General features: G+C 73.7%; 24 protein-coding genes. 12 read left to right on the forward strand and 12 right to left on the reverse strand.

All coding sequences use genetic code 11. The features are described 5' to 3' along the window. Positions 1-42: 42 nt before the first annotated feature. The gene (locus M2302_RS18335; RefSeq protein ID WP_280839083.1) at positions 43-999 is read left to right on the forward strand and encodes a zinc-binding dehydrogenase; all 957 of its coding nucleotides are present in this window, start codon (positions 43-45) and stop codon (positions 997-999) included. 103 nt (positions 1,000-1,102) lie between these two features. Here the strand turns inward: M2302_RS18335 and M2302_RS18340 are convergent, their stop codons facing one another. From M2302_RS18340 to M2302_RS18350, 3 genes are all read right to left on the reverse strand, one after another. Further along, on the reverse strand, positions 1,103-2,215 hold the full coding sequence (locus tag M2302_RS18340) for a hypothetical protein (protein WP_280839084.1): 1,113 nt from the start codon (positions 2,213-2,215) through the stop codon (positions 1,103-1,105). Between the two features lie 90 nt (positions 2,216-2,305). After that, positions 2,306-2,560: a DUF6457 domain-containing protein gene (locus M2302_RS18345; protein ID WP_280839085.1), complete on the reverse strand. Its 255-nt coding sequence runs from the start codon at positions 2,558-2,560 to the stop codon at positions 2,306-2,308. Next, positions 2,557-3,192, reverse strand: a complete 636-nt coding sequence (locus M2302_RS18350) for an NTP transferase domain-containing protein (protein WP_280839086.1) — start codon at positions 3,190-3,192, stop codon at positions 2,557-2,559. The genes M2302_RS18345 and M2302_RS18350 overlap by 4 nt, the downstream gene beginning before the upstream one ends. A 160-nt stretch (positions 3,193-3,352) precedes the next feature. Between M2302_RS18350 and fdhD the strand changes: the two genes are divergently transcribed. Continuing rightward, complete coding sequence (gene fdhD / locus M2302_RS18355; RefSeq protein ID WP_280839087.1) at positions 3,353-4,210, forward strand: formate dehydrogenase accessory sulfurtransferase FdhD; 858 nt, start codon at positions 3,353-3,355, stop codon at positions 4,208-4,210. 54 nt (positions 4,211-4,264) lie between these two features. Here the strand turns inward: fdhD and M2302_RS18360 are convergent, their stop codons facing one another. After that, entirely contained in the window at positions 4,265-5,323 is a 1,059-nt protein-coding gene (locus M2302_RS18360; protein ID WP_280839088.1) for a DUF4192 domain-containing protein, read from the reverse strand. A gap of 150 nt (positions 5,324-5,473) precedes the next feature. Between M2302_RS18360 and M2302_RS18365 the strand changes: the two genes are divergently transcribed. The 5 genes from M2302_RS18365 (at position 5,474) to M2302_RS18385 (ending at position 12,199) form a co-directional block, all read left to right on the forward strand. Continuing rightward, positions 5,474-6,388 (forward strand): fructosamine kinase family protein, encoded by a 915-nt coding sequence (locus M2302_RS18365; RefSeq protein ID WP_280839089.1) that lies wholly within the window; start codon positions 5,474-5,476, stop codon positions 6,386-6,388. Beyond that, complete coding sequence (moaA, locus tag M2302_RS18370; protein ID WP_280839090.1) at positions 6,385-7,398, forward strand: GTP 3',8-cyclase MoaA; 1,014 nt, start codon at positions 6,385-6,387, stop codon at positions 7,396-7,398. The genes M2302_RS18365 and moaA overlap by 4 nt, the downstream gene beginning before the upstream one ends. A gap of 3 nt (positions 7,399-7,401) precedes the next feature. Beyond that, complete coding sequence (locus M2302_RS18375) at positions 7,402-7,647, forward strand: MoaD/ThiS family protein (RefSeq protein ID WP_154941116.1); 246 nt, start codon at positions 7,402-7,404, stop codon at positions 7,645-7,647. Positions 7,648-7,659: 12 nt separating this feature from the next. Continuing rightward, positions 7,660-8,910, forward strand: coding sequence for a metallophosphoesterase (locus M2302_RS18380; RefSeq protein ID WP_280839091.1), 1,251 nt, complete (start codon positions 7,660-7,662; stop codon positions 8,908-8,910). A gap of 94 nt (positions 8,911-9,004) precedes the next feature. Further along, positions 9,005-12,199, forward strand: a complete 3,195-nt coding sequence (locus tag M2302_RS18385; RefSeq protein ID WP_280839092.1) for a UvrD-helicase domain-containing protein — start codon at positions 9,005-9,007, stop codon at positions 12,197-12,199. Between the two features lie 303 nt (positions 12,200-12,502). Here the strand turns inward: M2302_RS18385 and M2302_RS18390 are convergent, their stop codons facing one another. Both M2302_RS18390 and M2302_RS18395 read right to left on the reverse strand, forming a co-directional pair. Further along, positions 12,503-13,132, reverse strand: a complete 630-nt coding sequence (locus M2302_RS18390) for an A24 family peptidase (RefSeq protein WP_280839093.1) — start codon at positions 13,130-13,132, stop codon at positions 12,503-12,505. Positions 13,133-13,143: 11 nt separating this feature from the next. Next, positions 13,144-14,127 (reverse strand): EamA family transporter, encoded by a 984-nt coding sequence (locus M2302_RS18395; protein WP_280839094.1) that lies wholly within the window; start codon positions 14,125-14,127, stop codon positions 13,144-13,146. A gap of 84 nt (positions 14,128-14,211) precedes the next feature. Here M2302_RS18395 and M2302_RS18400 point away from each other — a divergent pair, with 84 nt between their 5' ends. From M2302_RS18400 to M2302_RS18410, 3 genes are all read left to right on the forward strand, one after another. Beyond that, complete coding sequence (locus M2302_RS18400; RefSeq protein WP_280839095.1) at positions 14,212-14,898, forward strand: hypothetical protein; 687 nt, start codon at positions 14,212-14,214, stop codon at positions 14,896-14,898. A gap of 47 nt (positions 14,899-14,945) precedes the next feature. Next, positions 14,946-15,164, forward strand: coding sequence for a hypothetical protein (locus M2302_RS18405; protein ID WP_280839096.1), 219 nt, complete (start codon positions 14,946-14,948; stop codon positions 15,162-15,164). Between the two features lie 131 nt (positions 15,165-15,295). Next, positions 15,296-16,537, forward strand: a complete 1,242-nt coding sequence (locus M2302_RS18410; protein WP_154941106.1) for an ATP-binding protein — start codon at positions 15,296-15,298, stop codon at positions 16,535-16,537. Between the two features lie 70 nt (positions 16,538-16,607). Here the strand turns inward: M2302_RS18410 and M2302_RS18415 are convergent, their stop codons facing one another. Then, positions 16,608-17,153 carry an N-acetyltransferase gene (locus M2302_RS18415; RefSeq protein WP_280839097.1) on the reverse strand — a complete coding sequence of 182 codons (546 nt, stop codon included), beginning with the start codon at positions 17,151-17,153 and terminating at the stop codon, positions 16,608-16,610. Positions 17,154-17,288: 135 nt separating this feature from the next. On the opposite strand from M2302_RS18415, the gene M2302_RS18420 reads away from it, so the two are divergent. Both M2302_RS18420 and M2302_RS18425 read left to right on the forward strand, forming a co-directional pair. After that, positions 17,289-17,834: a DoxX family protein gene (locus M2302_RS18420; protein WP_280839098.1), complete on the forward strand. Its 546-nt coding sequence runs from the start codon at positions 17,289-17,291 to the stop codon at positions 17,832-17,834. Between the two features lie 204 nt (positions 17,835-18,038). Beyond that, on the forward strand, positions 18,039-19,481 hold the full coding sequence (locus tag M2302_RS18425) for a glycosyltransferase 87 family protein (protein WP_280839099.1): 1,443 nt from the start codon (positions 18,039-18,041) through the stop codon (positions 19,479-19,481). Positions 19,482-19,512: 31 nt separating this feature from the next. On the opposite strand, the gene M2302_RS18430 is transcribed toward M2302_RS18425, so the two are convergent. From M2302_RS18430 to M2302_RS18450, 5 genes are all read right to left on the reverse strand, one after another. Next, on the reverse strand, positions 19,513-19,944 hold the full coding sequence (locus M2302_RS18430) for a molybdenum cofactor biosynthesis protein MoaE (protein ID WP_280839100.1): 432 nt from the start codon (positions 19,942-19,944) through the stop codon (positions 19,513-19,515). Next, on the reverse strand, positions 19,941-21,200 hold the full coding sequence (locus M2302_RS18435; RefSeq protein WP_280839101.1) for a molybdopterin molybdotransferase MoeA: 1,260 nt from the start codon (positions 21,198-21,200) through the stop codon (positions 19,941-19,943). The genes M2302_RS18430 and M2302_RS18435 overlap by 4 nt, the downstream gene beginning before the upstream one ends. 88 nt (positions 21,201-21,288) lie before the next feature. Next, positions 21,289-21,759 carry a MogA/MoaB family molybdenum cofactor biosynthesis protein gene (locus M2302_RS18440; protein ID WP_280839102.1) on the reverse strand — a complete coding sequence of 157 codons (471 nt, stop codon included), beginning with the start codon at positions 21,757-21,759 and terminating at the stop codon, positions 21,289-21,291. Beyond that, positions 21,756-22,247, reverse strand: a complete 492-nt coding sequence (gene moaC, locus M2302_RS18445; protein WP_154941095.1) for a cyclic pyranopterin monophosphate synthase MoaC — start codon at positions 22,245-22,247, stop codon at positions 21,756-21,758. Before moaC ends, M2302_RS18440 begins: the two co-directional genes overlap by 4 nt. Before the next feature lie 240 nt (positions 22,248-22,487). Then, on the reverse strand, positions 22,488-25,502 hold the full coding sequence (locus M2302_RS18450) for a BTAD domain-containing putative transcriptional regulator (protein ID WP_280839103.1): 3,015 nt from the start codon (positions 25,500-25,502) through the stop codon (positions 22,488-22,490). Positions 25,503-25,975: the final 473 nt, after the last annotated feature.

Genomic DNA, 25,975 nt, shown 5'->3' on the forward strand with positions numbered 1-25,975 from the left:
TCATGTCGTCGACTGGGCCGGACGGCGGCGTGAGGGGGGATCGTGCGGGCGGTGTGGCTGCGGGAGTTCGGCGGGCCGGAGGTGCTGGTGCCGGGAACGGCGCCCGATCCGACGCCCGGGCCGGGGCAGGTGCTGATCGAGGTGGCCCACGTCAACCTCACCTTCGTCGAGACGATGTTCCGGGCCACCGGGTTCGGGCCGTTCCGCGGCCCGTTGCCGGTGATCCCCGGCAACGGGGTCGGCGGCGTGATCGGCGCGGTGGGCCCGGACGTGGACCCCGGGCTCATCGGCCGGCGGGTGGTCAGCGGCACCGGCGGCTCCGGCGGGTACGCCGAACGGGTCGTGGTGGACCGGGCCGCGCCGGTCGAGGTACCCGACGCGTTGGCGCTGGACGACGCGGTGGCGCTGCTCGCCGACGGCCGTACCGCGCTGCTGCTGACCGACGCCGCCTCGCTCAAGGCGGGCGAACGGGTACTGGTCGAGGCCGCCGCCGGTGGGGTGGGCGGCCTGCTGGTCCAGCTCGCCGCGCGGGCGGGAGCGCGGGTGGTCGGCCTGGCCGGCGGCCCCCGCAAGACGGAACTGGTCCGGGCGGCGGGCGCCGACGTCGTGATCGACTACCGGGAGCCCGACTGGGCCGACCGGGTACGCGCCGCGACCGGCGGGGTGGACGTCGTCTTCGACGGCGTCGGCGGCGACGTGGGCCGCGCGGCGTTCGACCTGCTCGACCCCGGCGGTCGGATGCTCAGTTTCGGGCTCGCCTCCGGCAGCTGGACCGACGTGCCGACGGAGACCGCCACGGCGCGCGGGGTGACCCTGCTGCGACCGACCGCCGGCCCGGACGAGTTGCGCGCGCTAACCGTCCGGGCGCTGGCCGAGGGCGCGGCCGGCCGGCTGCACCCACGGATCGGGCAGCGGTTCCCGCTGGAGCGGGCCGCCGACGCGCACGCCGCGATGCAGTCGCGGGCCACCGTCGGCAAGACCCTGCTCGACGTCCACTGACGCTCGCTGCCGCTGACGCTCACCCGTCGACCGGCGCTCGACGTCGCCCGGCGGATCCGCAGGCGTCGCCGACCGCTCCCGCAGGCCGCGCCGAACGGAAGAGTCAGAGGTACATGCCCGTCCGGTGCTCGGAGTCCGCCGGCCGGCTCGGCTTGTCGCCCTCGCCGAAGAACCGCTTGCCGCCGAACTCGCCGTGCAGCCGGTCGTCCAGCTCGTCGGCCAGCCCGGTCATCACCTGCACCGCGAGCATCAGATGGGTGGCCTGGAAGTTGCGGCCGAAGACCGGGATGGAGGCCCAGACGGTGTCGTCGGCGCAGTAGAGCCGGCCGATCGGCATCCGGTTGGTCAGCTCGGAGAGCTTCACGTAGAGGCGCTCGGTCGGCTCGACCTCGGTGAGCACCGGCGAGAAGACGTCGACCAGCGGCGGGTTGTCGCGTACCCGGACGAACACCATCGCCGAGCCGGCGCGGATGTTGATGTCGCCGTCCGAGTCCACCTGGAGCTGGTCGGACTTCGACTTGAGCATGGTCGACACGACAGTGCGGACCCGCTCCTCCAGCGCGAGCACATCCTCACCCTCTTCGCTCTTCTGCGCGCTCGCGGCGGCGGCCAGCGCCTCGTCGAGGTCCGCCTCGACGTCGCGGTCCGGGCCGAACTCGCTGCGCGCGGTGCCGAGCGGTTCGGCCGGCAGCGGCTCCCCCTCGGCGTCGTGCACGAGGTAGACGAGGAAGGCCGGGTGCGGGGCGCCGTAGACGTCGCGCAGGGTGCGGGAGAGCAGCGCGGCCACCTTGCTGGCGTCGGCGGTCGAGCCCTCCAGGCCGAACTGGTCCCGGGAGCCCTCCAGCACGCCCGGCGGCGACCAGCCCAGCGCGATCATGTCCGCGACGGCGGCCCGGTCCAGCCGGTAGCCCTGCGGCAGGGTGGCGTTGCCGACCGCCCGTGCGGAGACCCGCCCCCCGTCGCCCACGTCCACGCTGATCGAGTAGACGGCGTTGCCGGTACCGGAGGCCGTCGGATCGAGGGTCAGCTCGACGTGCGCCCCGGTGGGCAGCGCGCGCAGCCGCTCGGCCAGCGCGCGGGCGAACTCCCGCCACGCCTCGGTCACCTTGGCCCGCAGGTCGGCCGTGCTCGGCTCGTCCAGCAGGACCGACTCGTGCTGCTCCGGCGAGCTGCCGGGCTGATCACCGGTCGGCTTCGAGGGGTGGTCTGCCGTCATGATCGCCTCCGTCCGTCAAGGTCACCCTACCCAGGCCCACCCGGTGTCGAATCCACCGCGACCGGGATCGGACAACGCGGCGAGTGCGACTCAGTCGGGACGGTCGCCGCCCAGCTCCACCGGCCAGGTCGCGGCCAGGGCGCTCAGCCGCGCGGCGGCGCCCGCCGGGTCGGCGCCTCGCCCGACCGCCACCCCGAGCAGGTACGCGCTCACCGGCGCGCCCGGCCGCAGCACCTGGTGGGCGACGTCCCTGGCCAGGTCGAGCACCGTCGGCACCGGGACCTCGGCCCGGTCGAGCCCCAGCTCGGCGCAGGCCGCCGTCAGCCAGTCGTCCATCACCGTCATCGCGTCCACTCCTCCGCCCGGCGTACGTCTGAGTCAGTGTCGCAGTCGAACCACGGCGGCGGGCCGCTGCCGGACCACGGCAGGTCACGCACCCTCAGCTCGGCGAGCAACTCGCGCATCGAGGCGCCGTCGGGCGTACCGCCCCGACGCCCGACGAGGCGGGCCAGCGCGTCCCGCAACGCCGCCGTCCGCCACACACCGCACAGCGGCTGTCGCCGGCCCCGGTCGTCGAGGAAGCAGACCCCGTCCGGCCCGTCGGCCACGTGACCGCGCGGCGGCGCCCCGTCGGGCTCCGGGTGCAGCGCGCGCAGCAGCACGCCGACCGCCTCCGGGGTGAGCAGCGGCAGGTCGGCGGCGAGCAGGGCGACGGTGGTCGTGTCGGGGGGCAGCAGGGCGAGCCCGGCCGCGGTCGCCGCCACCGGGCCACCGCCCGGCGGTCGCTCGCGGGTCACCAGCACGTCGCCGGGGACCGCGTCGGCCGGCCCGACCAGGATCCGCGGGGCCGCGTCGGCGACGGCCGCCAGCACCCGCTCCCGCATCGGCATTCCACCGACCGGCAGCGCCGGCTTGTCCCGCCCGCCCATCCGGCGCGCCGCGCCGCCCGCGAGCACCACCGCCGCGTACGCCGTCACCGGGCAACCGTAGCCTCGCGCCGACCCGTCCGCCCGGCCGGCGTCGTCGTCCGGGTCGGCGCGCGGCTGCCCTCCGCCGCCGATGCCGCGGGATCGGCGGCCCCCCACGCCGGCCGGCGTCGCGGTGCGGGTCGCTCGGCGGGCGGGGGAGGATGGCGGGATGGGACGGGCGACTGACCGGCGGAGTGTGCTCCGCATCGACCTCGACGCGGTGGCCGACGGACGCGCCCCGGTACGCCGGCCGGACACCCTCTCGGTGGAGGAGCCGCTGGAGATCCGGGTCGGCCCGGCCGGTCCCGGTCGACGCCGGCCGCTCGCGGTCACCATGCGTACCCCCGGCGACGACATCGACCTGGCGATCGGCTTCCTGCTCACCGAGGGGCTGATCCGGTCGACCGAGGACGTGCTCACCGCCCAGCTCTGCGCCGGGGCGGAGACCCCGAACACCTACAATGTGGTGGACGTGGTGCTCGCCCCGGGCGTGCCCGAACCCACCACCGACCCGTCCCGGAACTTCTACACCACCAGCGCGTGCGGGGTCTGCGGCAAGGCCAGCATCGAGGCGGTGCGGACCCGGTCGCCGTACCCGGTGGTGGACGATCCGCTCACCGTCCGGGCCGAGGTGCTCGCCGCGCTGCCCGACCGGTTACGGGCGGCCCAGCGGGCCTTCGACCGCACCGGCGGCCTGCACGCGGCGGGGCTGTTCACCGCCGAGGGCGAGCCGGTGGTGCTGCGGGAGGATGTCGGCCGGCACAACGCGGTGGACAAGGTGGTCGGCTGGGCGGTGCGGGAACGTCGCCTCCCGCTGGCCGGGCACCTGCTGCTGGTCTCCGGTCGGGCCAGCTTCGAGCTGACCCAGAAGGCGTGGATGGCCGGCGTACCGCTGCTCGCGGCGGTCTCCGCGCCCAGTTCGCTCGCCGCCGACCTGGCGGAGGAGGCCGGGATGACGCTGGTCGGCTTCCTGCGCGGCCGGACGATGAACGTCTACGCCGGCGGGCACCGGATGCTGGTCGACTGACCTGCCGACCGACGCCCGCCGGAAGCGATGTCGGCAGAATTTCCCGCACCACCCTCATCCGAGGCCCCGCCGCACGTGTCGTCGCCGGCGGGGACGCCGCCGGACCACGCCCGGCTCTCCGACGGCCGGCCAGCCGTCCAGCTCGGCCGGGGGTACGCCGCGGCGGAGCAGGTCGTCGAGGAGCTGGGCCAGGGAGTAGTCGGGGTGGACTGCCAGCGCCCGCTCCAACGCGACCGCGGCCAGCGCGCCCTGGCCGGCCCGCCAGGCGGCGAAGGCCAGCAGGCTCGCCGGCGCCGCGATCAGCTCCTCCTCGGCGCGGCGCAGCACGTCGCCCCAGAGGTCGATGTCCTCCTCCCGCCCGTCGGTGCGTTCCCAGGCGTGGTCGCGCACCGGGAGGTGGGTCAGGAGCAGGCTGAGCCAGGCCACCTCGTCGTCGGTGAGCCGCTCGCCCCGGCGGTGCGCCCGCCGGGCGTCCCGGACGGCGGCGACGCCGGCCGCCCGGATCGAGCGACCGCCGAGCAGGTCGGCGGCGGGCGCCTCGGTCAGCAGGGTGAGCAGCCGCCGTTCAGCCCGGACGCCGGCCTGCCGCATCGCCGCCCGGTCCCGCCCGTCGGCGGCGGCCACCTGGGCGGTGAGGGCGGCCCGGTCGGGCAGCGCGACCTGACCGGCGTAGACCGCGGCGGCGCTGACCTCGCTGCTGCCCGGGTCGTACGGGGTGCCGTCGGGCGGGCAGCAGGCCGCCTCCGCGCACAGGTACGACCAGTACCGGCCGTCGGTCACCCGCATCGCGTCGAGCACGGTCAGGCCGGCCGTGGTCAGTGCCGCGCGTACCGCGTCGACGGTCGGGGTGACCCGGTCGGCCGGGCCGTACCCGATGACGGTGGCGGCGTCGGCGTCCTGCCGGCCGAGGACCCCGCCGAGGTGGTCGGCGGGCAGCCGGGGGTCGGCGCCACGGTCGGGCAGGTCGGCGCGGGCGGCGAAGACGACCCGCTGGGCGCGCATCGCCACCACGACGACGCTGTCGGCGGGGTGGAAGCCGAGCAGGTACGGCACGGCGGCGAGCAGGTCGGCGGGCGAGCGGACGGTGAGCCGGGGGCGGTCGGTCGCGGTCATGCCGGCAGCCTGCGACCCGGGGGACGCGCCCGACAGGCCCTGTGGACGACACGCGGGTTGTCCACAGACACGGAGAGTGTTCCCGCAGGTCATTGATTTGCCAGGCTTCGGAATCCCCCGGTTGCGGCAGGGAGCGGCTACCTTGCGCTGATGGACCTGGCGTACCTGCGGGCGCACCCGGAGCACCTGCCGACGTTCCTGACCCACCAGCGGATCCGGGAGACGCCGGTCTCCGGCGGGGACGTCTGTGCCGCCTCCCGGCTCACCCTGGACGACGGTCACTCCGTCTTCGCCAAGAGCTGGCCGGAGCGGGCCGACCGACCGGCGCCCGAGGGCTTCTTCGCCAGCGAGGCGGCCGGGCTGCGTTGGCTGCGCGCGGCGGGCACGGTGGCCGTACCGGAGGTGGTGGTGGCGCTGCCGGAGCTGCTGGCGCTGGACTGGGTGGAGCCGGGCGAGCCGTCCCCGGAGGCGGCCGAGCGGTTCGGCCGGGAGCTGGCCGGGATGCACCGGGCCGGGGCGTCCGCCTTCGGCGCCGACTGGCCCGGCTTCATCGGCCCGCTGCGTCAGGACAACACCCCCGACGAGGGGCCCTGGCCGGACTGGTTCGCCCGGCGTCGGCTGCTGCCGTACCTGGCGCTGTCGGTGGCCGGCGGCGCGCTCGGCGGCGCGGACGCCGCCCTGGTGGAGCAGGTCGTCGCCCGGATCGGCGAGTTCGGCGGCGACGAGCCGCCGGCCCGGGTGCACGGCGACCTGTGGCCGGGCAACGTGCTCTGGGGCGCGGACGACCGGGCCTGGCTGGTCGACCCGGCCGCGCACGGCGGGCACCGGGAGACCGACCTGGCCCAACTGGCCCTCTTCGGCGGCGCGCCGCACCTCGACCGGATCGTCGGCGCCTACCGGGAGGAGTGGCCGCTGGCCGACGGCTGGCGGGAACGACTGCCGCTGCACCAGCTCCACCTGCTGCTGGTGCACACCGCCGCCTTCGGCGCGGCGTACCGGGATGCGGTAACCCAGGCCGCCCGAGCATCGCTGGGCGGGCCCGGCCGCGCTACGGTCGACGGGTGACCGTCGCCCCGCCCGCCGAGGGCGTCCTCGTCGACCGGTACGGCCGCGTCGCCCGGGACCTGCGGGTCTCGCTGACCGACAAGTGCAACCTGCGCTGCACGTACTGCATGCCGGCGGAGGGTCTGCCCTGGCTGGCCGGGCCGCAGCTGCTCGGCGACGACGAGATCGTCCGATTGGTCCGGGTCGCCGTGGAACGGCTCGGGGTGACCGAGGTCCGCTTCACCGGCGGCGAGCCGCTGATCCGGCCGGGGCTGGCCGGCATCGTCGCCGAGGTGGCCGCGCTGACCCCCCGCCCCCGGATCTCTCTCACCACCAACGGCATCGGCCTGGACCGACTCGCCCCCACCCTGCGCGCGGCCGGGCTGGACCGGGTGAACGTGTCGCTGGACACCCTGGACCGCGAGCGGTTCAGCCGCCTGACCAGGCGGGACCGGCTGGCCGACGTGCTCGCCGGGCTGGCCGGCGCCGCCGCCGCCGGGCTCACCCCGGTCAAGGTCAATTCGGTGCTGATGCGGGGCGTCAACGAGGACGAGGCCCCGGCGCTGCTGCGGTTCGCCCTCGACCACGGCTACGAGCTGCGGTTCATCGAGCAGATGCCGCTGGACGCCCAGCACGGCTGGGACCGGGCCACCATGGTCACCGCCGACGAGATCCTGGCCTCGCTGGCCGGCGCGTTCGCCCTGACGCCCGACCCGGCGGAGCGGGGCGCGGCCCCCGCCGAGACCTGGCTGGTCGGCGGCGGACCGGCCCGGGTCGGCGTGATCGCCAGCGTCACCCGGCCATTCTGCGGCGACTGCGACCGGACCCGGCTCACCGCCGACGGCCAGATCCGGGCCTGCCTCTTCGCCACCGAGGAGTCCGACCTGCGCGGCGCGCTGCGCGGCGGGGCGGACGACGCGGAGCTGGCCCGCCGCTGGCAGGCGGCAATGCGCGGCAAGCGCGCCGGGCACGGCATCGACGACCCCACCTTCCTGCAACCGGCTCGGCCGATGTCCGCGATCGGAGGCTGAGCCGTGGACCTCACCGTCCGCTACTTCGCCGGGGCCCGGGCCGCCGCCGGCCGCACCGAGGAGACCGCATCCGCCGGCCGGTCGCTGGACGAACTGGTCGGTGAACTCGCCGAGCGGCACGGGCCGGGGCTGGCCGCCGTGCTGGAGGTGGCGAGTTTCCTGGTCGACGGGGTGCGCTGTCATGATCGTGGGACACCGTTGCCGGCCGGGGTCACGATCGACGTGCTGCCCCCCTTCGCGGGCGGCTGAGAAAGGGCTGGCATGTTGGCGACTCTGGCGTTCCTGGCCACCCTGGCCCTGATCATCGGCCTGATCCACTTCTACCTGTGGAAGCGGCTGGTCAAGGACACCACCCGTCCCGGACGGGGGCGGCGGATCGGCGGGGTCGCCGCGCTGCTGCTGGCGCTGCTCGTACCGGCGACGATGGCCGGCACCCGGGCGGTCGGGGCGTTCTGGCTGGCCTGGCCGGGCTACCTCTGGCTGGCGGTGATGTTCTACCTGCTGGTCCTGCTGCTGGTGCTGGAAGTGCCGATGGCGGTCGCCCGACTGGTGCTGCGCCGCCGGTCGGCGGTCGCCGAGTCGACCGCCGCCGCGCCCGAGCCGGTGCTGGTCGGGGCGGCGGCCGGCACCGCCGACCCGCCGGCCGTCGACGCCGTGGACCAGCCCGACCACGACGCCTCGCGCCGGCTGCTGCTGGCCCGGGGCGCGGCGATCTTCGCCGGACTCACCGCGGCCGGCGTCACCGGCTACGGTGTCCGGGTGGCGACAGGCCCGCCCGAGCTGGACCGGGTCCGCATCCCGCTGGCGAAGCTGCCGCGCAGCATGGACGGGCTGCGGATCGCCACCATCTCCGACATCCACCTCGGCCCGCTGCGCGGACGGGAGCACACCGAACGGATCGTCGCCGCGATCAACCGCCTCGACGCCGACCTCGTCGCGGTCGTCGGCGACCTGGTCGACGGCTCGGTCGCCGAGCTGGGCGAGGCCGCGGCGCCGCTGCGCGGCCTGCGGTCCCGCTACGGCAACTTCTTCGTCACCGGCAACCACGAGTACTACTCCGGGGTGGAGGAGTGGGTCCAGGAGGTGGACCGGCTCGGCCTGCGGGTGTTGCAGAACCAGCGGCAGGAGATCCGCGCCCGGGGTGGCGTGCTGGACCTGGCCGGCGTCAACGACGTGACCGCCGCCGGCACCGGCCTGGCCGCGCCCGCCGACTTCGCGGCCGCGCTGGGCGACCGCGACCCGAGCCGCCCGGTCGTGCTGCTGGCCCACCAGCCGGTCGCCGCGCACGAGGCGGCGAAGTTCGGCGTCGACCTGCAGCTCTCCGGGCACACCCACGGCGGCCAGATCGTGCCGTTCAACCTGGCCGTCAAGCTCCAGCAGCCGGTCGTCTCCGGGCTGGGCGAGGTGGACGGCACCAAGGTGTACGTCACCAACGGCGCCGGTTTCTGGGGCCCGCCGGTGCGGGTCGGCGCCCCGCCGCAGATCACCCTGGTGGAGCTGCGCGCCGCATAGCGCGACCGGGCGGCGGAGTCCAGCACCGGATTGCTCAGGTCACGCGTACGCGTGGCGGCGGGCGGGTGATGGACCGGCCGTGACAGGATGCGGCGTGCCTCCGTTCAGCGCCGCACCCCCCGGTGGCGTCCCGCCGTTCGTCGCGGACCTGCACATCCACTCGAAGTACTCGCGCGCGTGCAGCCGCGATCTCACCCTGCCCAACCTCGGCTGGTGGGCCCGGCGCAAGGGCATCGGCGTGCTCGGCACCGGGGACTTCACCCACCCCGCCTGGTACGACCACCTGCGCGAGACGCTGCACCCGGCCGAGCCCGGGCTCCACCGGCTCGCCCCCGAGGCGGAGCGGGACATCGCCCGCCGGCTGCCGCCCCGGCTGGCCAGCGAGGCGGAGACCGACCCGGTCCGGTTCATGCTCAGCGTGGAGATCTCCACGATCTACAAGCGGGACGACCGGACCCGCAAGGTCCACCACCTGATCTACCTGCCCGACCTGGACGCGGTGGCGCGGTTCAACACGGCCCTGGGCCGGATCGGCAACCTCGGGTCGGACGGCCGGCCGATCCTCGGCCTGGACTCCCGGGACCTGCTGGAGATCACCCTGGAGGCCAGCGGCGACGGCTACCTGGTCCCGGCGCACATCTGGACGCCCTGGTTCTCCGCGCTCGGCTCGAAGTCCGGCTTCGACGCGATCGCCGACTGCTACGCCGACCTGGCCGAGCACGTCTTCGCGGTGGAGACCGGCCTCTCCTCCGACCCGGAGATGAACTGGCGGGTCGGCAGCCTGGACGGCTACCAGCTCGTCTCGAACTCCGACGCGCACTCCCCGCCGGCGTTGGGCCGAGAGGCGACGGTCTTCTCCGCCGATCGCGACTACTTCGCGATCCGCGAGGCGCTGCGCACCGGCGACGGGCTGGCCGGGACGATCGAGTTCTTCCCGGAGGAGGGGAAGTACCACGCGGACGGGCACCGGCTCTGCGGCGTCAACTGGTCGCCGGAGCGGACCCGGCAGGCCGGCGGACGCTGCCCGGAGTGCGGCAAGCCGCTGACCGTCGGCGTGCTGAGCCGGGTCGAGGAGCTGGCGGACCGGCCAGCGGGGCACCGTCCCGCGCACGCCCGCGAGGTCACCCACCTGGTGCCGCTGGCCGAGATTCTCGGCGAGATCAACAAGGTGGGTGCGCGGAGCAAGAAGGTCGAGGGGAAGCTCCACGAGCTGGTCGCCGCGCTCGGCCCGGAGCTGGAGATCCTCACCCGTACCCCGCTCGACGAGATCGGGCGGGTCGGTGGCGAACTGCTGGCCGAGGGGATCGGCCGGCTGCGCCGCGGCGACGTCCGCCGGGTGCCGGGCTACGACGGCGAGTACGGCGTGATCACCCTCTTCGACCCCGCCGAGCTGGGCGGGAAGGCGACCGGGGCGCAGGCGGAGACGCTCTTCGACGTACCCGTGCCGGCGCAGCGACGGCCCGCGGAGCCGGCGGCGAAGGCGAAGGCCCGTCGCCCGGCGGCGCCGAAGGCCGAGCCGAAGCGGAAGGCCGCGCCGCCGCCTCCCCCGCCGATCGCGCCGGCGCCCTCGCCGCACGAGCCGTTCGAGCCGATGCTCGCCGGCATGGAGGAGGTCGGCACCGGCCTGCTCGACCGGTTGGACGCGATGCAGCGGGTGGCCGCGTCCGCGCCGGGTGGCCCGCTGCTGATCGTGGCCGGCCCCGGTACCGGCAAGACCCGGACGCTCACCCACCGGATCGCGTACCTCTGCGCGGAGCTGAACGTCTTCCCCGAGCAGTGCCTGGCGATCACCTTCACCCGACGGGCCGCCGAGGAGCTGCGGCACCGGCTCGACGGGCTGCTCGGCCCGGTGGCCGAGGACGTCACCGTCGGCACGTTCCACTCGCTCGGGCTGGCCATCCTGCGCGAGAACGCGGCCGCCGCCGGGCTGCCGGCGGACTTCCGGATCGCCGACGACGCCGACCGGGCGGCCGCCCGCGCCGAGGCCGGCGACGACCCGGACCGCTACACCGCGCTGCTGCGCAAGCAGGACCTGGTCGACCTGGACGAGCTGCTGACCCTGCCGGTCGCGCTGCTGAGGGCCGACAAGAAGCTGGTGCGCGACTACCGCGAGCGCTGGCGGTGGATCTTCGTCGACGAGTACCAGGACGTCGACGCGGTCCAGTACGAGCTGCTGCGCCTGCTCAGCCCCGCCGACGGCAACCTCTGCGCGATCGGCGACCCGGACCAGGCGATCTACTCGTTCCGCGGCGCGGACGTGGGCTACTTCCTGCGCTTCTCGCAGGACTTCACCGACGCCCGGCTGGTCCGGCTGAACCGCAACTACCGCTCGTCGGCGCCCATCCTGGCCGCCGCCGTGCAGGCCATCGCGCCGTCGTCGCTGGTGCGGGGCCGCCGGCTCGACCCGGCCCGGCTCGACCCGGAGGCCCCGCTGGTCGGCCGCTACCCGGCGGCCTCCGTCGCCGACGAGGCCGATTTCGTGGTACGCACCATCGACGAGCTGGTCGGCGGCCTGTCCCACCGGTCGCTGGACTCGGGCCGGATCGACGGCCGGTCGACCACGCTCTCCTTCTCCGACATCGCGGTGCTCTACCGCACCGACGCGCAGGCCGCCCCGATCGTCGACGCCCTCGCCCGGGCGAACATCCCGGTGCAGAAGCGCTCGCACGACCGGCTGCGGGACCGGCCGGGGGTGACCGCCATCGCCCGGGAGCTGCGGCACGCCGACGGGCTGGACGGTTCGTTGCCGGCCCGCGTCCGGCTGGCCGGGCAGGTGCTGGCGGAACGCTTCGCCGTGCCGACGCTGGACGGCGCCGCCGCGGTACGCCCCGAGGACGTCCGTACGGCGGTCGACCTGCTCACCCCGCTGGCCCGCCGCTGCGGCGACGACCTCGGGCTGTTCCTGTCCCAGCTCGCCACCGGCGCGGAGGTGGACGCGCTCGACCCGCGCGCCGAGGCGGTCACCCTGCTCACCCTGCACGCCGCCAAGGGGCTGGAGTTCCCGGTGGTCTTCCTGGTCGGGGCCGAGGACGGGCTGCTGCCGCTGCGCTGGCCCGGCACCGAGCCGGACGACGACGCGGTCGCCGAGGAGCGGCGGCTCTTCTTCGTCGGCCTGACCCGCGCCCAGGACCGGCTCTACGTCAGCCACGCCGCCCGCCGGGTCCGGCACGGGTCGGAGCGGGACTGCCGGCCGTCGCCATTCCTCGACGTGATCGACGCCGGGCTCTTCGAGCGCTTCGGTGAGACCGAGCCCCGCCGACCGAAGGACCGCCAGCTCCGCCTGATCTGACCTGATCGGTTGGCTAGCTGGCTGGCTGCCGGCTGGCTTCCGACCGCGGGGGGCGGTTGCAGCGGACGGCGAGGTGTCCGACGCGCCGGGCCGCACAGACGACCTGCCGCCGTCCGAGGCGGCCTGGCACCGACGCCGACCACTCGCAGTGACGGGAGGTGGCGGCATCACCCCCCGGTGACCGATATGCCTGTCAGGCATATTTATTCCTGGCAGGCATATCACTCGCGGCGACACCAGCCAGGCTCCCGACACGCCCACCAGCTGGCGGCCGAGTGGACCGGACCGCAGGACGGCGGGGTCTCAGGCAAGCAGCACGGCCAGCCAGGCCCCGGCGAGCAGCGCCGGGCCGAACGGCAGGGCGGTGTCCCGGCGCACCCGGCGGGCGGCCAGCAGGGCCAACACCAGCACGCCGTTCAGCAGGTGCGGCAGGAGCAGCCCGTAGCCCAGGGTCGGCCAGCCCTGCCAGCCGAGCGGCAGGCCGAGGGCGGCGGCGAGCTTGACATCGCCGAAGCCGAGCCGGGCGCCGGGCAGCAGCGCCAGCAGGACGTACCCGGAGAAGGAGAGCGCGGCCCCGGCGACGGCGACCGCCAGGCGGCCCGGCGTGCCGGCGGCGAGCGCGGCCACCCCGAGGCCGGCGACGCCGCCGAGGGCGGCCGCGCCGACCAGCGGATCGGGCAGCCGCAGGCAGGCCAGGTCGACCACCGCCAGCACCACACCGAAGGCCGCCACCAACAGGTACGCCGGCAGCGCCGGGTCCGGCCCGAGCGCGGCGGCCAGCCCGGCGAACACCAGCGCACCGACGACCACCCAGCCGACCGTCCACCGGCCGGTGGCGGACCGGTCCGTGGTGAACCGGTTGGCGAAGGTCGGCGCCGCCGCGCCGACGAGGCCGCCGCAGAGCGCGGCGACGGTCAGCAGCCCGACGGACACGGGCCGGGACGTTACCGGTGCGCAGGTTCCGCGGCTGCCCTGTCGGCGGGCTCCGCCGCCGGCCGCCGGGGTCGCTCCGTGCTCACCACCAGCGCCACGCCGGCCACGATCACCGCGCCGCCCAGCAGCACCTGCGCGGTGATCGGCTCGGCGACCAGCAGCGCGCCGAGCCCGACCGCGACGGCCGGGTTGACGTAGGCGTACGTGGCGACCAGTGAGATGGGCGCGTGGTGCAGCAGCCAGACGTACGCGGTGAAGGCCACCAGCGAGCCGGCCACCATCAGGTACGCCAGCGCCGCCCAGGACCGGCCCGTCACCTCGCCCGGCGAGAAGTCGCGCAGCTCGCCCCGGGCCAGGGCGACCACGGCGAGGGCCGCCGCGCCGGCGAACATCTCGTACACGGTTGCGACGAACGGGTCGCCGGGCATGGCCAGCCGACCGGACAGGAACGAGCCGACCGACCAGGAGGTGGCCGCGGCGACCACGGTGAGCGCGCCGGCCAGCGGCACCGCGCCCGTGCCGCCGGTGGGCAGCACCAGCAGCACCAGGCCGAGGAAGCCGAGCGTCACCCCGGCGAAGGTCCAGCCGCGCGGCCGGTCGCCGGTGGCGGTGCGCAGCAGCACCACCAGCAGCGGGACGGTGGCCACCAGCAGCGCGGCGATGCCCGACGGCACGGCCACCCCGGGCGGACCCGCCTCGGCGAGCACCACCAGGCCGTTGCCGCCGGCCAGCAGCAGCACCCCGACCAGGGCGGCGGAGGCGAGCTGACGCCGGTCGACCCGCAACGCCCCCGGGCCGCGTCGCACCCGCAGGACGACGGCGAGCACCAGCCCGGCGGCGGCGAACCGGAGGGCGGCCGAGGCGAGCGGCGGCATGGACTCCACGGCGACCCGGATGCCGAGGTAGGTGGAGCCCCACAGGACGTAGACCAGCAGCAGCGCCGTCCAGATCAGGCCGGGCCTGGTGGGTGTCGCACTTGCGGGAGGTGAGCTCATCGGTGGACCACGCTACGGTGACCACGGCGTCGGTGTCCCGCACGGGTGTCCGGCCTCTCAGCACCGAGTACGCAGGAGGCGTGCATGGCGAACTACGGGCCACCGGGTGGCGGCGCCCCGGAGCCTTGGGGCGGGCGACGCCCGGACGACGCGTACGGCGCCGCACCGGATCCGCACGGCCCGCCCGCGTGGGGCGACCCGCACGCCCACCAGCCGTACCCGCAGCCCGGGTGGGCGGCCACCGAGGTCCACCCGTCCACCGCGCCGTACCGGTCGGCCGGCCCCAGCGCGTACCTCGGCGACCCGACGCCGCCGCAGCCGAAGCGGGGTCGGGGTCCGCTGATCGCGGTGCTGGCCGTGCTGGCGGTGCTCGTCCTCGCCGGTGCCGCCACGCTCTGGTACCTGGCCGGCCGGGACGACGAACCGGCGTCGAGCGCAACGCCCACCGCCTCCGGGGCGCCGAGCGCGGCGCTGCCCGGGCCGGGCGAACCGGCGCCGACCACCCCCGCTCCGGCGTCGTCCGCCGATCCGCGCTTCGTGAAGGCGGGGCAGTGCGTGCGCAACGAGGGCCCGGCGGGCGGCAAGCCCAAGCTGCTGATCAGCGACTGCGCCCCGAAGACGTACGAGGTGCTGCGGCGTTTCGACGGCGAGACCAGCGGTGAGAAGGACGCCGAGGCCAAGTGCGCCAAGGTCACCGGCTACACCAACTGGTACTTCTTCGACAGCGAACTGGACACCCTCGACTTCGTCCTCTGCCTGAAGCAGCGCTGATCCCACCCGCTGCTCTGTCCCTGCCTCGGGCTGACCGGCTTCGCGGTGTGGCGGGCGACTGCGTGGTCAACGACGGCACGGACGAGGAGGCCGAGCTGCGCGAGGTGCCCTGCGGCCCGGACACGTTCGAGGTGCTGCTGCGGATCCAGGTGACCACGGACGGGCAGCGGTGCCGGAGCCTCTCGCCGAGGTCGACGGTCAACTACGTGCACGACAACCCGGTCGACCTCTTGGACTACGTGCTCTGCCTGCGGAAATACTCCTAGTAGGTCAATCTTGCCCTGTCTAGCGTCCATGCTAGACAGGGCAAGATTGCTGTCGAGGCCCGCAGACACGCCGGTAGCTCCGTCTACGCATCTCTAGTCCCTCGGCTAGACGGCCCGATACTCTGCGATGCGTGGATCCGGTCCGCAACCCGTACGCCCCCGGCGCCGGCCAGCGCCCGCCCGAGCTCGCCGGCCGGGGCCGGGAGCTGGACGTCTTCGACGTGGTCCTGGAACGCATTGCCCGGGGCCGCCCCGAGCGCAGCCTGATGCTCACCGGGCTGCGGGGCGTCGGCAAGACGGTGCTGCTCAACACCCTCCGCTCGCAGGCGATCAACCATCTCTGGGGCACCGGCAAGATCGAGGCCCGGCCGGACCAGTCACTGCGCCGGCCGGTGGCCGCCGCGCTGCACATGGCCGTCCGCGAGCTGGCTCCCCGGCACCGCGCGCCGGACCGGATCGACGCCTTCCTCGGCGTGCTCAAGGCGTTCGCCCAGCGCTCCGCACCCGCCGGGCGCGGTGCCGCCGCCCCCAAGCTGCGCGACCGCTGGCAGCCCGGCATCGACGTGCCGGCGAGCAGCGGCCGGGCCGACTCCGGCGATATCGAGATCGACCTGGTCGAGCTGCTCAGCGACGCGGCCGGGGTGGCCGCCGACGTGGGCACCGGGATCGCCGTCTTCATCGACGAGATGCAGGACCTCGGCCCGGAGGACGTCTCGGCGCTCTGCGCCGCCTGCCACGAGCTGTCCCAGCTCGGCGCCCCGCTGATCGTGGTGGGCGCCGGCCTGCCGCACCTCCCGGCCGTGCTCAGCGCGGCCAAGTCCTACTCCGAACGGCTGTTCCGCTACCAGCGCATCGACCGGCTCGACCGGATCGCCGCCGACCAGGCGCTCTGCGCGCCGGCCGAGCGGGAGGAGGTCGAGTACGAGCAGAAGGCCCTCGACCTGCTCTACGAGAAGTCCGGTGGCTATCCCTACTTCGTCCAGGCGTACGGCAAGGCGACGTGGGACCACGCGCCCCGCTCGCCGATCACCGCGGCGGACGTGCGGGTGGCCGCCCCCGAGGCGGAGGCCGAACTGGCGGTCGGCTTCTTCGGCTCCCGGTTCGAGCGGGCCACCCCGGCCGAGCGCGAGTACATGCGCGCGATGGCGACGTTGTCCCTGGTGGAAGGGGAGGCCGACGGCGGCGGCCGGGACGACATGGACGCGGCCGTGCCGACCGCGGAGATCGCCCGGGCGCTCGGGCGCAAGCCGGCGAGCCTCTCCCCGGCCCGGGACGCGCTGATCAAGAAGGGCCTGATCTACTCCGGCGAGCGGGGCACGGTCGCCTTCACCGTCCCGCACTTCGGCCGCTACCTGCGCACCCAACCGGCCTGACCGCCGCCGGCCGGGCCGGCTTCTGCGGCGGCACCCGGCACCAGCCACGTCGACGACACACCGGTGACGGTCAGACGCGGGACCAGGGTGCCGGGAACAGCACCTCGCCGCGCGGCGGTGGTCCCTCGCCGCTGGTGCTCGGCGGCAGCGCCAGCGCCTGCCACGGCTCCCCCAGACCGGACCACGGGCTGGTCAGTCCCATCCGGTCCGCCCGGACGAACCCGAAGCGCCGGTAGTACGCGGGGTCGCCGAGCACCACCACCAGGCGCTCACCCAGCTCGGTCGCGGCGTCCAGCCCGGCCTGCACCGCCGCCGTGCCGTGCCCGACCCGCTGCCGGTGCGGGGCCACCGCGACCGGCCCGAGCGCCAACGCCGGGGCGCGGACGTCGTCGGACTGCACGAAGACCCGGCTGAGCAGGGCGTAGCCGACCACCTCGCCGCCGTACTCGGCCACCATCGCCAGCTCCGGGATCCACGCGTCGCTGTCGCGCAACTCGTCGACGAGCGCCACCTCGCCGGGGACCGCCGCGTCCGGGCGGGCGAAGGCGGCGGCCAGCACCGTGCGGACCGGACCGATGTCCGCCGGGTCCTCGGGGCCCAGCCGCAGGGTCGTCACCCGCGCGACGTTACCGGTCAGAGCACGTCCATCAGCAACGGTCGCTCGAATCGGCGTGGCGTCACGTCCATGTCGGAAGGTCCCGGATCGGCCGTTGCCGGGGTAGCGGACGCCCCGACGGGGTATGACTGATCCATGAAACCCGTGCGCTCCCTCGCCCGCGTCATGTTGAGCGGAATCTTCGTGATCAGCGGGGTCCGCAACTTCCAGCACCCCGAGCGCCTCGTGCCGGCCGCCCAGCCGCTCACCGACCGGGTCGCTCCGTTGATCTCCAACGTCGCGCCGCAGCTTCCCACCGACACCACCACACTGGTCCGCGCCAATTCGGCGGTGCAACTCGCCGCCGGCCTGATGCTGGCCACCGGGAGGTTCACCCGGCCGGCCGCGCTCGTGCTCGCCGGCACGCTGGTGCCGGTCACCATCGCCGGACATCCCTTCTGGAAGAACGACGACCCGGCGACGCGCAACAACAACCAGGTCCACTTCCTGAAGAACCTCGGGCTCTTCGGCGGCCTGCTGCTCGCCGCCGCCGACACCGAGGGAAAGCCGGGTCTGCGCTGGCGGGCCGGTCATCGCATCGGTCACTCTCGACGTTCGGTGACCCGCGCGGTGCGTACCGCCCGTCGGGAAGCGCGGATCGCCGCCCTCTCCGCGTCCACGGCCCGGCGACTTCCGGGCTGACCTGCGTCAATACGGCCACCACCCCCCGCAAGGCCGCGAATTACCTGAACCACCCGACTGCCGTTAACGCGGTGGAAATGTCAAAAACATGTGTGGGATCGGACACGGTCGCATAACGCGGGAGGCATCAACGTGAGGCGCCGTTCTAGGCTCCGTACCGGACCTGGACGGGTAGGACGACCTTGGTACGGGGGTGGCCACGCCATGCCGGCGATCGTCGGTAGACGGCTGGACCGCCTCGCCCCAGTCCGTCGCGCAACGCGTGGGATCGATCGTAGGACAGTCGTACGGACCGGCATCGTGGCCGCCGTCGCCTATGCCGCATGGCTCGCCATCGGTGCATTCGGGCGGCCGTACAACTTCTTCGACATGAAGATCTACCACGGCGCGGTGGTGTGGTGGGCGAGCGGTCACGAACTGTACGAGTTCATCGCGCCGACCACCACCCTCGGCTTCACCTACCCGCCCTTCGCCGGCCTGATGATGCTGCCGATGGCGCGCCTGCCGGTCGAGGCGGCGGGCTGGATCAACGCGGCGGGCAGCATCGCCGCCCTCGCTCTCGTGCTGGCCGCGCTGCTGCGCCCGATCGTGGACCGGCTCGGCTGGCCGCTCTGGTTCACCGTGGGCATCGCGACGTCGATGTCCGTCGCCATCGAACCGGTCCGGGAGACCCTCGGGTACGGCCAGGTCAACGTGCTGCTCTTCGGGCTGATCATGGCCGACCTGATCGGGCTCCGCTGGCGGTCCCGGCGGGGCACCCACGGCCGCCCGACCGACGGCCCGTTCGTGCGCTTCCTCTACAGCGGGGCGTGGGCCGGCATGGGGATCGGCCTGGCCACGGCCGTCAAGCTGACCCCGGCGCTCTTCATCGCCTACCTGCTGATCACCCGGCAGTGGCGGACGGCGGCCACCGCCGTCGGCACCACCATCGGCGTGACGCTGGGGACGTTCGCGCTGGTCGGTACGGAGTCACGGGCCTACTTCGGCGGCGTGCTCTGGCAGACCGAGCGGGTCGGCGCGGCCGACATGACCCCCAACCAGTCGCTGGCCGGCCTGCTCGCCCGGCTCTACGACTCGATCGAGACGCCCGGCCTGCTCTGGCTGTCGTTCTCGGTGCTGATCCTGGCGGTGGGGCTCTCCCGCGCCGCCACCGCCCGGGCCGACGGCGACGAGTTGACCGCGTTCACCCTGGTCGGGCTGACCGCCAACGTGATCAGCCCGATCTCCTGGACGCACCACCTGGTCTGGGTCATCCCGGCGATCGTCGTGCTCGCCGACGCCGCCGTACGCCGTCGCGAGGCGAGCCGGGGCCTGGCGGCGCGCGGCGGCCAGGCGTCGTCGTACGGGGGGCCGCCCGGGGTGAACGGGCTGCGCCCGCCGATCTGGTACCCGACGCTGACCGGCCTGCGACACGCCGTCGCGGCGGCGGGGCTCTACCTGCTCTTTCTCGTCTCGCCCATCTGGCCGTACGAGCACCAACTCCCCGAGGTGTCGCACTACCAGGACGGGCTCTTCGGCGCGCTGATGGAGAACTCCCTCGCGCTGGCGCTGATCGTGCTGGTCGCCGCGTTGCCCTGGCGTCCCGGCGCCGAGCCGGCCTTCTACGCCGACCGCCTGGCCCGCACCGCCACCACCGCCCGCCGCTGACCGCCCGCCGGCCCGGTCATGAGGGGAGCGGTCAGGGGCAGTTGACCCATTCCTCGGTGCCGTCGGTGAAGACCTGGCGTTTCCAGATCGGCAGGCGCGCCTTGACCTCGTCGACCAGGCGGGCGCAGGCTTCGAAGGCCGCGGCGCGGTGCGCGGTGCTGACCGCGGCGACCAGTGCCACGTCGCCGATCTCCAGCCGGCCGATCCGGTGCGACACCGCGACCGCGTACACCTCGGGTTCGGCGGCGATCTCGGCGGCGACCTCGCGCAGCACGTCGGCGGCGCTCGGGTGACCCTCGTACTCCAGCAGGGTGACCCGACGGCCGTGGTCGTGGTCGCGGACCACGCCCTGGAAGGAGACGACCGCGCCGGCCCGCCGGTCGGCGACCGCGGCCTCGTGCGCGGCGAGGTCGAGCGGCTGGTCGGTGACCGCGAGGACGGCCACCGTCGGGTCGGCGGTCACCACGAGCGCTCCCCGGGCAGCAGCGGCAGCGGTACGACCGGCACCCGCGCCCCGGCCTCGCCGGTGGTGCCCGGACGGATCACCGCGAAACCGTCGGCGCCGGCCAGCCCGCGCAGCATCGCCGAGCCGACGTGGCGCAGCGGGTGGGCGGTGCCGGCGGCGCGGTCCAGCCGGACCAGGGCCAGGTGCGTGTAGTCGCCCCGACCCGGCACCGGCTCGGCGAGCGTGGCGTGCGGCAGCACCGGCATCGGTCGGCCGGTCAACCCGGCCAGCAGCGGCGCGACCAGCGAGACCAGGGCGACGATCGCGGACTGCGGGTTGCCCGGCAGCCCGGCGACGAAGCGGACCCGGCCGTCGGCGCCGGCGAGCCGGGCCAGCAGCATCGGGAAGCCCGGCCGGACCGCCACGGTGTTGACCACGTAGTCAGCGCCGAGCGCCTCCAGGGTGGGATGCAGGTGGTCGACCGGACCGTGCATCGTGCCGCCGGTGGTGCACACCAGGTCGGCGTTGGCCAGCGCGGACCGCAGCGCCGCCACGTGGGCGGGGAGGGTGTCCGCCACCGGGCCGACCACGTCGGAGGAGCGCACCTGGCAGCCGTACCGGCGCAGCCAGGCCGGCACGGCCGGGCCGAGCGCGTCGCGTACCCGGCCGGCGCCGGGCGGGCCGGCGGTCAGCAGCTCGTCGCCGAAGACCAGCAGCGCGGCCCGGGGCTGCCGGCGCACCGGCAGCTGGTCGTGACCGCAGGATGCGGCCAGTCCGATCAGCGCCGGGTCGACCGGGGTACCGGCGGGGAGCAGTTCCTCACCCGCGTACGCCTCCTCGCCGGGCTCCCGCCACTCCGGGTGGGGCCGGGGCGTGCCGGTCACCCGTCCGTCGGCGGTCCGGCTCGACTCCTCGATCCGGAGCACGGCGGTGGCGCCCTCGGGGACCATCGCGCCGGTGGCGATCTCGACGGTGGTGCCGTCGGCGGTCAGCGGGGGCGGGGTGTTGCCGGCCAGCACCCGTCCGACGACGTCCCAGGGGCCCTCGCCGCGCACCGCCCAGCCGTCGACGCTGGAGGTCGGGAAGGCGGGCAGGTCGGTCCGCGTGGTCAGCGGCTCGGCGAGGGTGTGCCCGTCGGTGTCGGCCAGCGGCCGCCGGACCGCGGGGAGCGCGGCGGCGAGGCCGACCGCGTACACCCGGGAGCGAGCCTCCTCCCAACCGGCTGGCGGCGGTGCCGCGACCTGTGCCGCGGCGGGGGCGGTTTCCGTGCTCACCGGGGGCCTCCGTTCACCGACTGCGGTGCGCGCGTCACGTCCGCGCGCTCACCGGGCGAGCCTATCGCCGTGGACTCCGGACCGGGCGTCAGTGGTCGCCGCCGCGTAACTGCTCGACGGCGTGGACGAGGATCGGGCCGAGCACGGCGAGGCCGTCGCGCGCGCCGCCGGTCGACCCGGGCAGGTTGACCACGAGCATCCGGCCCGCCACCCCGGCCAGCCCTCTCGACAGCGCGGAGGTGGGGACCCGGTCGCGGCTGTGCGCCCGGATCGCCTCGGCGATGCCGGGGATCTCGTAGTCGAGCAGCGCGCGGGTCACGTCGGGCGTCCGGTCGGTGGGGGTGATCCCGGTGCCGCCGCTGGTCAGCACCACGTCGATCCCGTCGGCCAGGGCGCTGCGCAACGCCTCGCCCACCGGCTCGCCGTCGGGAACCACCACCGGCTCGTCCACGGCGCAGCCCAGCTCACGCAGGCCCGCGACGAGCAGGGGGCCGCTGGTGTCGGCGTAGACGCCGGCGGCGGCCCGGTTGGAGGCGACCACCACCCGGGCCCGGATCACGGCCGATCCTCCGGGCGGACCCACTCGCCGGTCTTGCCGCCCTCCTTGCGGAGCACCCGCACCGCGTCGACGGAGGCGGCCGGGTCGACCGCCTTGACCATGTCGACCAGGGCCAGCCCGGCCACCGCCACGGCGGTCAGCGCCTCCATCTCCACGCCCGTCCGGTCGGCGGTCCGCGCGGTGGCGGTGATCTCGACGGTGTCCCCGGTGAGCCGCAGGTCGACCGTCACGCCGTGCAGCGCGATCGGATGGCAGAGCGGGATCAGGTCGGGGGTGCGCTTGGCGCCCATGATGCCGGCGAGCCGACCGACCGCCAGCGCGTCGCCCTTGGGCAGGCCGTCGCGGCGGAGCAGGTCGACCACCTCGGCGGTGGTGCGCAACCGGCCGGCGGCCACGGCGAGCCGGCCGCTGACCGGCTTGGCGGAGACGTCGACCATGCGGGCCGCGCCCGCCGGGTCGACGTGGGTGAGCTGCGCGGGATCGGTCACGACCGCAGCCTATCCGCCGGGTACGACCGGGACGCATCACGAGTTCGGGAGGAGCACAGCCGGGTGCCATGGCCGTGCTCCTCCCTCACCTACCCGTCCGTCAAGATCGCTGGGGAAACCGTGACGCACGGGGGCATCGTCGGTCTGGTCCTGACACGGCCAGCACCTCCCCCGTTCACCGACGTTCGGAGACGTTAACGAGAGCGGCGACAAGAAACCGATAAGTGGTCACCGGGCAGCTCAAGCAAAACTCGTATTGCCCTCGGGGCCCAGAAGGCGGCGCACCTCAAATCGCTCAGGCACGCCCATCCGATCAAAGATCGTCAACGCCCGCTGCCGGTACCGCCGAGCCTCAGCGGGTTCAGTCGAGTCGAGATGGTCGGCCAGGCCAGCGAGCGCCCGTCCCTGCTCGTAGGGATGACGGATGGCGGTCGCGAGTGCCAGCGCCTGCCGCCGCGTCTCGGTCGCCTCCTCCACACGCCCGAGTTGGGCAAGCGTGCGAGCCATCTCATTGAGTGCCTCGGCCTCCACCTGACGTTCGCCCGAACTGCGTGCCGTCTCCAGCGCGGCGTCGTGGTGGCGCAGCGCCTCGTCCATCCTGCCGAGGTGCCGGTACGTGCCAGCCAGATCGTTCAACGTCTCGGCACGGCCGTACCCGTTGCCGGTGCGCTCCCGCAGCGCCAACGACGCCCGCAGCAGCCGCTCAGCCTGCCGGTCCTGCCCCAGCCGATACCGCACCCCGCCCAGGTGACCGAGGGCGTTGGAGATGTGGAAGTAGTTTTGTCGATGTCGTGCGATCTGCAGATTGAGCCGGTGAACCGCCATAGCGTCGTCGTACCTGCCCAGTGAGCGTAGGATCAGACCCACGTTGGGCAGGAAGAACATGCTGTCCATCGTGCTGTCCCGCAGGAGCGCAAGGTGGATGTCGAGCGCGGCGGTGAGGTGTCCCATCAGCCAGAAGACCACACCGAGGTTGACCCGGGCCTGGTTGGTGCCGTCGCTGTCGCCCAGGCTCACCCGGATCGCCACGACCTCCTCCAAGTGACCGCGTGCCTCCCGGTAGGAACCCGTGCGGACGCAGGCCGAAGCCAGGTAGTTGTGCATGAGGGCAACCGCCGCGCGGTCACCCAGCCGTCGTGCCGCTGCCAGTCCCGCGCCATGAGTGGCGGCAATGTCGTCGAAGTAACCACGCAGGTAGAAGAACCGCCATCCGGATCGGGCCAACCGCCACGACAGGTGGTCGAGCCCCTGCTGTCCGGCCAGGCGCACCAGCGCCTCAATGTTGTGACGCTGCGACTCGATCCATTCAAGATCGCCCGGTCGGCGTACCGACAGTAGGTCTGGCCGTGACGGATCGGAGAGGCGGAGCTGACCGAGCAGTCTGCCGGATTCCAGTGGCTCGACCACCCGCGCGACCGAGTGCACCATATGTTCCACCAGGCTCTCGGCCGCGTTCCGTCGCATCGGCGCGCGGTCGGTATGAAGAGCCAGCTGGACGGAGTACCGGCGCATGAGGTCGTGGAGTCGGTAACGACCGCTTCTGACCTCCTCCACCAGGTGCCGGTCCACCATCTCGTCCAGCACGTCAGCCGCCTCGTGAAGCGGGAGATCTGTCAATGCGGCGGTCATCGCCACATCGAGGTGCTCGCCGGGGTGCAGGCCGATTGTCCGGAAAACCCTCTTTGCGCGCTCGTCCAGTGGTTCGTAAGACGCGGCGAAAGCGTCCACCACCGTGCTGTCCTCCGCCCTGAACTGCGGTAGGAGGTGTGGCTGTTCGGTGAGCCGGTGCACCATGTCCTTCATGAGCCAGGACGGCCGGTGCGCCATCCGGGTGCCGGCCAGTCGGATGGCAAGCGGCAGGTGCCCGCAAAGTCGGCCCACTTCGGCCGCCCCGGCGGGATCCGCTTTGACGCGCTCAGCTCCCACCACCGCTGTCAGCAGCATGAGGGATTCCTGCTCCGACAGCACAGGCAGCGAGACCGGTGGCCGACCACCCGATACCAGCAGCCTACGGCGGGTCGTGATCATGACCAGAACGTCCCCGCTGACCGGCAGCAGGGGTTCCACCTGCCGACTGTCAGCGGCGTTGTCGAGGATCACGACGACCCGCCGAGAGGCCAGTTGACGCCGCCAGAGTTCGACCCGCTCCGGGAACTCGGCCGGTATCCGCCCGGCGGCCACCCCGAGCTGACGGAGCAGCGTCACCAGGGCCGCCGCCGGGGTGACGGGCGCCTCGTCGGCATGCCCGCGCAGATCTGTGAAGAGTTGTCCGTTCGGGTAGCGATTCGCGAGTCGGGCAGCCACGTGGACGACGAGGGACGTCTTGCCACTGCCCGCCATGCCGTCGATGACCTGGATCGATGGATCGGTCCCGTCGGGAGGCGGCACCTCCTTCAGGATCCGGTCCACCATCTCGTCCCGACCGACGAAGTCCGGTACGGCGCGTGGTAGCCAGCTGACGGACGGAGGATCCCCGGCGCGCACCGTACCGGAACCATCCGGCGCAATTGCCGGCTGCCGTTTCCGCAGGTCCCGATGGAGTTCTTGCAGCTCCGGCCCCGGCTCGATGCCCAGGTGCTCCAGCAGGGCCTGTCGGGCGTTGAGGTATGCCGACATGGCGCCGGTCACGTCGCCGGATTGCCGTAGCGCCCGTACCAGGAGAAGCTGAGCGCGTTCCCGGATCGGATGGATGCTCACCAGTTCACGCAACAGGGGGATGGCCCCCTCCGGTCGGGCGGAGGCGAGACGCAGCTCCGCCAGGAACTCAACGGCATCGAGGCGCTCCTCCTCGGCCTGCGTCCGTCGTGCGGCGAGTACCGGGCCGAGCGGTAGTCCTGCGAACGGGTCGCCCCGCCACCGATCCAGCCCGCGCGTCAGAGTTGCCACCGCCAGATCAGGATCGCCACCTTGGGCGGCTTCCCGAGCGTGGCGGAACTCCGTCGACGCACGCATGAGGTCAATGTTCTCCGGGGCGAGGCCCAACCTGTAGCCACCACCCTCTCGGACAAGGAGGTCGGTTCCGTTATCGGCGGCCCGGAACGCCCGACGGAGGCTGGCGGCATAACTACGTACGTTCGCGACAGCGGACGGGGGTGGACCGTCGGGCCACAACTCGTCGACCAGATCCTCTACAGTCACCAGTCGTCCGGTTCGCATGACCAGCAGGGCAAGTACGGTCCGCTGCTTGGGCGTACCCAGGTTTATTGGGTCGCCCTTGATCAGCGCCTCAAGATTACCCAGGACTCGAATCTCCACCAGATCCTCGACGACTCCTCCCCAAGTGCTCGAATGATCACTCTACGAGATCATGGACCGGGCGGGACGATGCAAGGCCCGCACATCCCGTTGCCCGTCCGGATGATCGGCATACCCCTGCACGTCACCCTGCGGCAGCCAGGAGATGGTCCGATCCGTCGATGGAATTGGAAGCAGGCAGGGCCAGACTGAAGATAGTTCGCAAACGGCAGTGCTACGCCGGTGACCGGCGAAGACTCGGTCGTCGTTGCAAGACCGGGTACGAGGCGTACGCGCTCCGCAATTAGCCATGGACACAACGTCACAAATCATTGTGAGTTCGCTGATATCGCGCATACCGACATTCATCAGTGCAAGAGAGCGGCAACTGTCCTTTAAGCTCCCCCCATTGGTACACGGGAACAATCGCACTGGGGGTCATGATGACGTCGCACGAATGGACCTGAGCAACGTTCTGCAACCAGCTCAAGAGC

Origin of the sequence: Micromonospora sp. A200, from assembly GCF_029893845.1 — a bacterium.
In the GTDB taxonomy this organism is placed as follows: domain Bacteria; phylum Actinomycetota; class Actinomycetes; order Mycobacteriales; family Micromonosporaceae; genus Micromonospora; species Micromonospora purpureochromogenes.